We start from the raw sequence: 6,798 nt of genomic DNA on the forward strand, positions 1-6,798 counted from the left end.
AGGGTGGATATAATGCCAACCCTTCGCTCTTTTGCTACCAAAACATTTGTAGCTGACGCTGCGCTTTCGCTACCAAAACACTTGTAGCTGACGCTGCGCTTTCGCTACCAAAACATTTGCTGAAAGAAGTTAAATAAACTCTTCTTCAAATTCCACATTGATTTCTTGGCCATGATGAGTTTGATACGACACGATGAGCGTATCTAAATGCTCTAGGTTTTCTTCGTAATCTAAAATACGAGATAAAATATAAAGCAAGTGATAACTCGAGAATTCTGTATCGCCTTCATCATGCGCATAAGTTATTTGTTTTATAAATATCTCCATTAACTCGTTACGCTGAACATAATCATTATGTTTACTCCACTCGGAATGTTCGGGCTTTAATTTCCCAGTATATTTTAGCAGTAGCTGTTCATGGTAAGTTAGCAGGAAATCAAGTCGCTCTTGAATCATTAAATGAAATTGTGTCGGTAGCTGGGCTAATTCGTTTTCATGATTATGAAGACGATGAAGCAGCTCTAAACTTTTCTTTGACGTTGTAATCATTTGACGATAAACAACTAATTTACGTGCTTTAACAAACTTTTTATTTTTAAAGTAATTACGCTCTTCCTTATAAAAATCATACAATGTGTCAACTCGTTGCATACGAGACTTAAATTTGCTTAATGCTTCTTTTGTAGAAGTATGCTCAGATGCCTGGCGAACAGCAAGTCGCGTCCATCGGATAATATCATCCTGTAAAAAGTAAATCTTACGGAAAAGCTTTACTTCATATTTTGGTGGTAGGAAGAACAGATTGACAACAAATGCTGCTAGCACCCCAACTAATATGGTAATAAAGCGAATAAGACCAAATGTAAGAAAATCATCTCCTTGAAACTCCATAATAGCTACAACTGTAACAAGTGCTAGTGACAATGATTTTTCAAGTTTAAATTTCAACATGATACCGATCGCAACAATGACGGCAATGCCAATTGCTACTACATGGTGGCTGAAAAGCAAGCCAAAAATGACCGCGATGGTAGCTCCTATAATATTGGCTTGTATTTGCTCAACGATTGTTTGATAGGAGCGATAAATAGATGGCTGAATCGCAAAGATGGCTGCAATTCCTGCAAAAACAGGTGAAGGTAGCTCTAACAGCTCAGCAATAAATAGTGCAAACACGATGGCGACACCAGTTTTAAATACACGGGCACCTAATTTCATAGAAAATGGATGTCCTTTCTGTCTAAAATTTTAACTTCTTTCAGTAGAAGTTTCCCACCTCAATAGGGGCAGTTAAATGCTGCTTAAGTTACTTTACCCAATCATCCACTGGCCTAAGCCTCCGGCGGATGTCTTCTATACATTATAGAAGGAAGCGCTCATAAAATACATAGATTTGTATGTCATTTACAGAAAAAAGACGACTCACAGGGGAGTCGTCTTTAAAAGTTAACCATAGAAACTGTTCTATATTGCTCTTCTCACTAAGCGTTTAGCCATTGCATTTACAAATTACAATTGTGAAAATGCAATATCTACCGCTTTAATTGTTTCAAGAATATCTGCTTCTGTATGCTCTGTTGTTAAGAACCATGCTTCATATTTTGATGGCGCTAAATTAATGCCTTGTGCAAGCATTAATTTAAAGAAGCGACCAAAGATTTCACCGTCTGAGTTTTCAGCCTGCTCATAGTTTTCTACTGTCACATCTGTAAAGTAAATTGTAAGAGCCCCTTTAAGACGATTAATAGTAATTGTTACATCATGTTTTTTTGCTGCAGCCAAGATACCTTCTTCTAAAATGGCTCCAAGACGGTCCATTTTATCGTAAATTCCTGGAGTTTGTAATACTTCTAGGCAGGCAATACCAGCTTGCATGGATGCAGGGTTTCCTGCCATTGTGCCTGCTTGATAGGCAGGTCCAAGTGGAGCCACTGTATCCATAATTTCTTTACGACCGCCGTATGCACCAATCGGTAAACCACCGCCGATTACTTTACCAAGGGCAGTTAGGTCTGGTGTTAAGCCTAATAAGGTTTGAGCACTACCATAGTGGAAGCGGAAAGCAGTAATAACTTCATCGTAAATAGTTAATGCACCTTTTTCCTTTGCTGTGGCATGAACTAATTCTAGGAAGCCAGGGTTAGGCTCTACAATACCGAAGTTTCCAACGATAGGCTCGATTAAAATAGCTGCGATTTGATCGCCCCATTTATCCATTGCTTCTGTAAATGCTTCAGGGTTGTTAAATGGTACAGTAATTACTTCCGCTGCTGTTGAAGTTGTAACACCAGCTGAGTCTGGAGTACCTAATGTTGCAGGACCAGAACCAGCAGCTACTAGTACTAAGTCAAAGTGACCATGGTAGCAACCAGCGAATTTCATAATTTTTGTACGACCAGTATAAGCACGTGCAACACGAATTGTTGTCATTACAGCTTCTGTACCAGAGTTATTAAAGCGTACTTTATCCATAGATGGGATTGCTTCTTTTAGCATTTTAGCAAAAGTAACCTCATATTCAGTTGGAGTCCCAAACAAAGTTCCATTTTCAGCTGCGTGTGTAATAGCCTTTGCGATATGTGGGTGACCGTGACCAGTAACGATTGGACCGTAAGCTGCTAGATAGTCGATATAACGGTTGCCATCAACATCCCAAAAATAAGCGCCTTTCCCACGAGCCATTGCAACAGGTGAACCTCCGCCAACTGCTTTATAAGAACGAGAAGGGCTATTTACACCACCAACGATATGCTGTAGCGCTTCTGCGTGTACTGCTTCAGATTTTGTGTGATTCATATATATTGCCTCCTAAATCTTTATACTTCATCTATTGTAGACCTATCAGTGCAAGAAATCCAAAGAAATTAAGAGATATGATTTGTTTTACTATTTAGAGTAAAATAGAACGTACAGAGGAGGAGATTGATATGGTTTTAATAGAAGGTAAAAAAGCACCTGATTTTTCCCTTATAAATGAAACAGGAGAAACAGTAAAGTTAGCGGATTTCAAAGGACAAAATGTTATTTTATATTTTTATCCTAAAGATATGACACCAGGCTGTACGACGGAAGCTTGTGACTTCCGTGATAAGCATGAGGATTTTAGTAAATTAAATGCAGTTGTACTTGGCGTTAGTCCTGACGATGCAAAAAAACATACCAAATTTATAGATAAGCACGGTTTGCCATTCTCGTTATTAGTAGATGAGGATCATGCCGTAGCAGAAGCGTATGGCGTGTGGGTACTGAAGAAGATGTATGGACGTGAATATATGGGGATAGAACGTTCGACATTTTTAATTGATACAGAAGGAAACTTGATAAAGGCTTGGCGTAAAGTACGTGTAAAAAATCATATTGAAGAAGTATATACATATTTAGCAGAATGGGAGGTGACTCAATGAGAATTTATTTTACGTTTGAACCAAGACCAGATTTACGTGAGCCACTAGTAGCAGAATTTCCACAAGTTGATTTTATTTTTGAAAATGGCTTATCAATCGATGAGCTACAACAAGCGGATGTGCTTGTCACATATGGTGAAGATTTAAATGATGAAAATATTCAGTATGCGACAAAGGTCAAATGGATTTTTGTAGCTTCAGCGGGGATCGAAAAAATGCCAGCTCAAGCCATTATTGAACGAGGGATATTTGTTTCGAATGTGCGCGGCATTCATAAAACACCAATGGCAGAATCAATGCTTGCCCATATTTTAGCGATTAAGCGTGCGCTGCCTTGGAAGTATGAACAGCAGAAGAAAAGTGAATGGTCCAAAAAAGCGAAACAAACCGAGTTGCGGGATAGTACAGCGCTTATTTTAGGACCTGGGGCTATTGGCTCGGAAGTAGGTCGCTTATTACAAGCTTTTGGTGTTGTGACAATTGGCTGCAACCGTTCAGGGAACGAAGCGGCATCTATGAATGAGATGGTGAGCTTTGGCCAATTAATCGAAGCTTTACCTAAGGCTGATATTGTCATTTCTGTATTACCTAAAACAGAAGAGACGACACATTTACTAAAAGAAGAGCATTTTAAAGCGATGAAAAATGATGCCATTTTCATGAATTTTGGCCGTGGAAACTTAGTAGAGGAAAACGTTTTGGTGCATGCCATTCAAGTAGGTGAAATTGGTTATGCTGTTTTAGATGTATTTGAACAAGAGCCTTTAGCTGAGGATCATCCTTTATGGACTTTACCGAATGTCATTGTCTCTCCGCATATTTCAAGTCACTCTTCTCGCTATGTTGAACGTAGCTTAGAAATCTTTAAGCCAAGTTTAGAGAAGTGGTTACGCGGTGAAACAGATTTAGAAAATAGGATGGATTTATCAAGAGGTTATTGAAGCAGTAGTCCTAAATCACTCATGCCTCGGCATAATTGTAGCTGTCGCTGCGCTTTTGCCACAGGACGTGGCGTTCTTACTGAGTTCCTCTATTTCAGTGGATGTTTGGACACGCGCTTAAAGAAGCTAAACTCAAATGTGTATGAATGTTGACAGAAGTAAGAGTAATTCGATACACTAATTATAACAATTATAAATTAATAATCTTTATGGAAGAGGTGCATGACGATGTCTGAAACGCATTTACAGGATGCACTTGACACGTTAAAAACAACTGGTGTTCGTATTACTCCTCAGCGTCATGCTATTTTGGAATATTTAATTCAAACAATGGCACATCCAACTGCCGATGAAATTTATAAAGCACTTGAAGGGAAATTCCCAAATATGAGTGTAGCGACCGTCTATAATAACCTTCGCGTATTTCGTGAAGTTGGTCTAGTAAAAGAACTAACTTTTGGTGATGCTTCAAGTCGCTTTGATTTCGTTACAAACGATCATTATCATATGATTTGTGAATGCTGTGGCAAAATAGTCGACTTCCATTATCCTGGTCTCGACGAAATTGAGCATTTTGCATCACAAGTAACAGGCTTTGATGTGCATGCGCATCGTTTAGAAATTTACGGCACTTGTCCATCGTGTAAAGATGTATCTGCAAAAGTACAATAAAAAATCCTAGCTCTTAAATGAGGGCTAGGATTTTTTTGTCTTATTATAAGATTGGTCGAACTCTTTTCCTTCTAGAGTTGGATCCAATGTTAATGGTTCATTACAGTACATACACATATCTACACGACCTAATACTTTTGTATGCTTATGGCAATTAGGGCATTCTACTTGAACAGCTTTTGTTGAGAGCAGTCCAATCCATGCATAAACGACTGTACTACCAATAATACAAAGTACACCAAGGGTCATGAAAATTAATACTAGAATAGGATAGTTTTTAAAGAAGATTCCCCCATACATAACTACAAAGCCGATAAAAATAAGTGCTAATGCGAATGAACGGATTTTATTAATTTTACTTTTGTAAGGTTTCATATATCATCTTGCCTCCCAATCTAAAATCTACTATAACATATAAGAACAAAGTATTTTAGCTTTGATAACGTGGAAAGAAGGAATACTTTTAGAGTATGTCGAATTTTTAACGAAATCAATTTCGCATTGGTGTAATTGAGTACGGTGAAAATCCGTGACATCCACTGAATGAGGTTAAAAGGTAACAAGCAAATAGAGGGGGACTGAACATGGAACAAGTTTTGCGTCCGATATATCAGGAACGGGCAAGTCAGTCGAATACGTTAGGCGTTATTTTAGTGGGAAAACGCGAAGAAAAAAGTAATGTTACAGATACATTTGATACAGTCTTACTTATTATTGTAAAGGAAGCAGAAAAGCCAGTCTTTACGAAACATTACTTATATGAAGGAAATAAAGTAGCTTTACATACAGTTACTGAGAAAATATTACGAAAATGGCTACTCATTGGCTCAAATAAAAAAGTGGTCGATTGGATTTTCTTTGGTAGAGTATTATTTGATCGTAATGAATTTCTTCATAAATTAAAAATTGAATTACAGGAGTTTCCGTTTAGTGGTCGTAAAATCAAAACGGGCATTCAATTTTCAAAGTTAATTCGACGTTACTTAGAAGGGAAAGAATACTTTGATAAGGGTAGCTATCTCGATGCTTATAATCATGTAGTAGATTCATTACATCATTTGGGGCGTTTATCCATCATTGATAGTGGACTGTACCCTGAAGTAACTGTTTGGGCACAGGTGAAAAAATTAGAACCAGCGATTTATAAATTATACGAGGAGCTCGTTACAAGTAATGAGCCGATAGAAAAACGTTTAGAGCTATTATTTTTAGCAAGCGAGTTTTTAATACATTCACGTACTCGAGACGGCGCTCAACATATTTTAGAAGTAATGCAAACAAAAGAGACTTGGACAATTCAGGAATTGCACGATCATAATGAGCTCATGAACTACTCAGTAGATTTAGAAGTGTTTGTAGAATATTTAGTGGACAAAGGTTATATTCAAATTGAACCTATCGTTGCGAAAAGTGAAATGATATTCCACCGTCATTATAAGGTAAATAAAGAAGCTCTAGAAATGGAGCAAGGACTGTAGTATGCTAGTTATCGAGGTATGAAAAATACCTCGATAATTTTTTATAAAAAGTTGTTGACTTTTAATTTGTTGATATTGTATTATATTAATTGTCGCTAAGACATAACGAAATAACTCAATGAACGAAAAAAACTTTCTGAAAAAGTTATTGACACGAAATGAGTTAAATGTTAATATAAAGAAGTCGCTGAAAAACAACGACATCAACATGAACCTTGAAAACTGAACAAGCAAAACGTAATCAATAAAGTTTTTAGTAACTAACCTAGAGTTGGTGAACGAAACAAAATTTTGGACATCAAA

General features: G+C 37.3%; 7 protein-coding genes. 4 read left to right on the plus strand and 3 right to left on the minus strand.

Features of this window, described 5'->3' with window-relative positions; genetic code table 11:
* Positions 1 to 129 precede the first annotated feature (129 nt).
* Positions 130 to 1,218, minus strand: a complete 1,089-nt coding sequence (locus ABH966_RS13895) for an FUSC family protein (RefSeq protein ID WP_370079355.1) — start codon at positions 1,216 to 1,218, stop codon at positions 130 to 132.
* A gap of 291 nt (positions 1,219 to 1,509) precedes the next feature.
* Positions 1,510 to 2,796 carry a glutamate-1-semialdehyde 2,1-aminomutase gene (locus ABH966_RS13900; protein ID WP_370079356.1) on the minus strand — a complete coding sequence of 429 codons (1,287 nt, stop codon included), beginning with the start codon at positions 2,794 to 2,796 and terminating at the stop codon, positions 1,510 to 1,512.
* Positions 2,797 to 2,927: 131 nt separating this feature from the next.
* On the opposite strand from ABH966_RS13900, the gene bcp reads away from it, so the two are divergent.
* From bcp to perR, 3 genes are all read left to right on the plus strand, one after another.
* Positions 2,928 to 3,404: a thioredoxin-dependent thiol peroxidase gene (gene bcp / locus ABH966_RS13905; RefSeq protein ID WP_370079358.1), complete on the plus strand. Its 477-nt coding sequence runs from the start codon at positions 2,928 to 2,930 to the stop codon at positions 3,402 to 3,404.
* Positions 3,401 to 4,345, plus strand: a complete 945-nt coding sequence (locus tag ABH966_RS13910) for a D-2-hydroxyacid dehydrogenase (RefSeq protein ID WP_370079360.1) — start codon at positions 3,401 to 3,403, stop codon at positions 4,343 to 4,345. The genes bcp and ABH966_RS13910 overlap by 4 nt, the downstream gene beginning before the upstream one ends.
* A gap of 228 nt (positions 4,346 to 4,573) precedes the next feature.
* Positions 4,574 to 5,017, plus strand: coding sequence for a peroxide-responsive transcriptional repressor PerR (perR, locus tag ABH966_RS13915; RefSeq protein WP_049668868.1), 444 nt, complete (start codon positions 4,574 to 4,576; stop codon positions 5,015 to 5,017).
* A gap of 24 nt (positions 5,018 to 5,041) precedes the next feature.
* On the opposite strand, the gene ABH966_RS13920 is transcribed toward perR, so the two are convergent.
* Complete coding sequence (locus ABH966_RS13920; RefSeq protein ID WP_132363284.1) at positions 5,042 to 5,392, minus strand: YgzB family protein; 351 nt, start codon at positions 5,390 to 5,392, stop codon at positions 5,042 to 5,044.
* A 209-nt stretch (positions 5,393 to 5,601) separates the two neighbouring features.
* On the opposite strand from ABH966_RS13920, the gene ABH966_RS13925 reads away from it, so the two are divergent.
* The gene (locus tag ABH966_RS13925) at positions 5,602 to 6,495 is read left to right on the plus strand and encodes a nucleotidyltransferase-like protein (protein WP_370079363.1); all 894 of its coding nucleotides are present in this window, start codon (positions 5,602 to 5,604) and stop codon (positions 6,493 to 6,495) included.
* The last annotated feature ends 303 nt before the right edge of the window (positions 6,496 to 6,798 follow it).

It is taken from the genome of Lysinibacillus sp. RC46, assembly GCF_041262385.1.
In the GTDB taxonomy this organism is placed as follows: domain Bacteria; phylum Bacillota; class Bacilli; order Bacillales_A; family Planococcaceae; genus Lysinibacillus.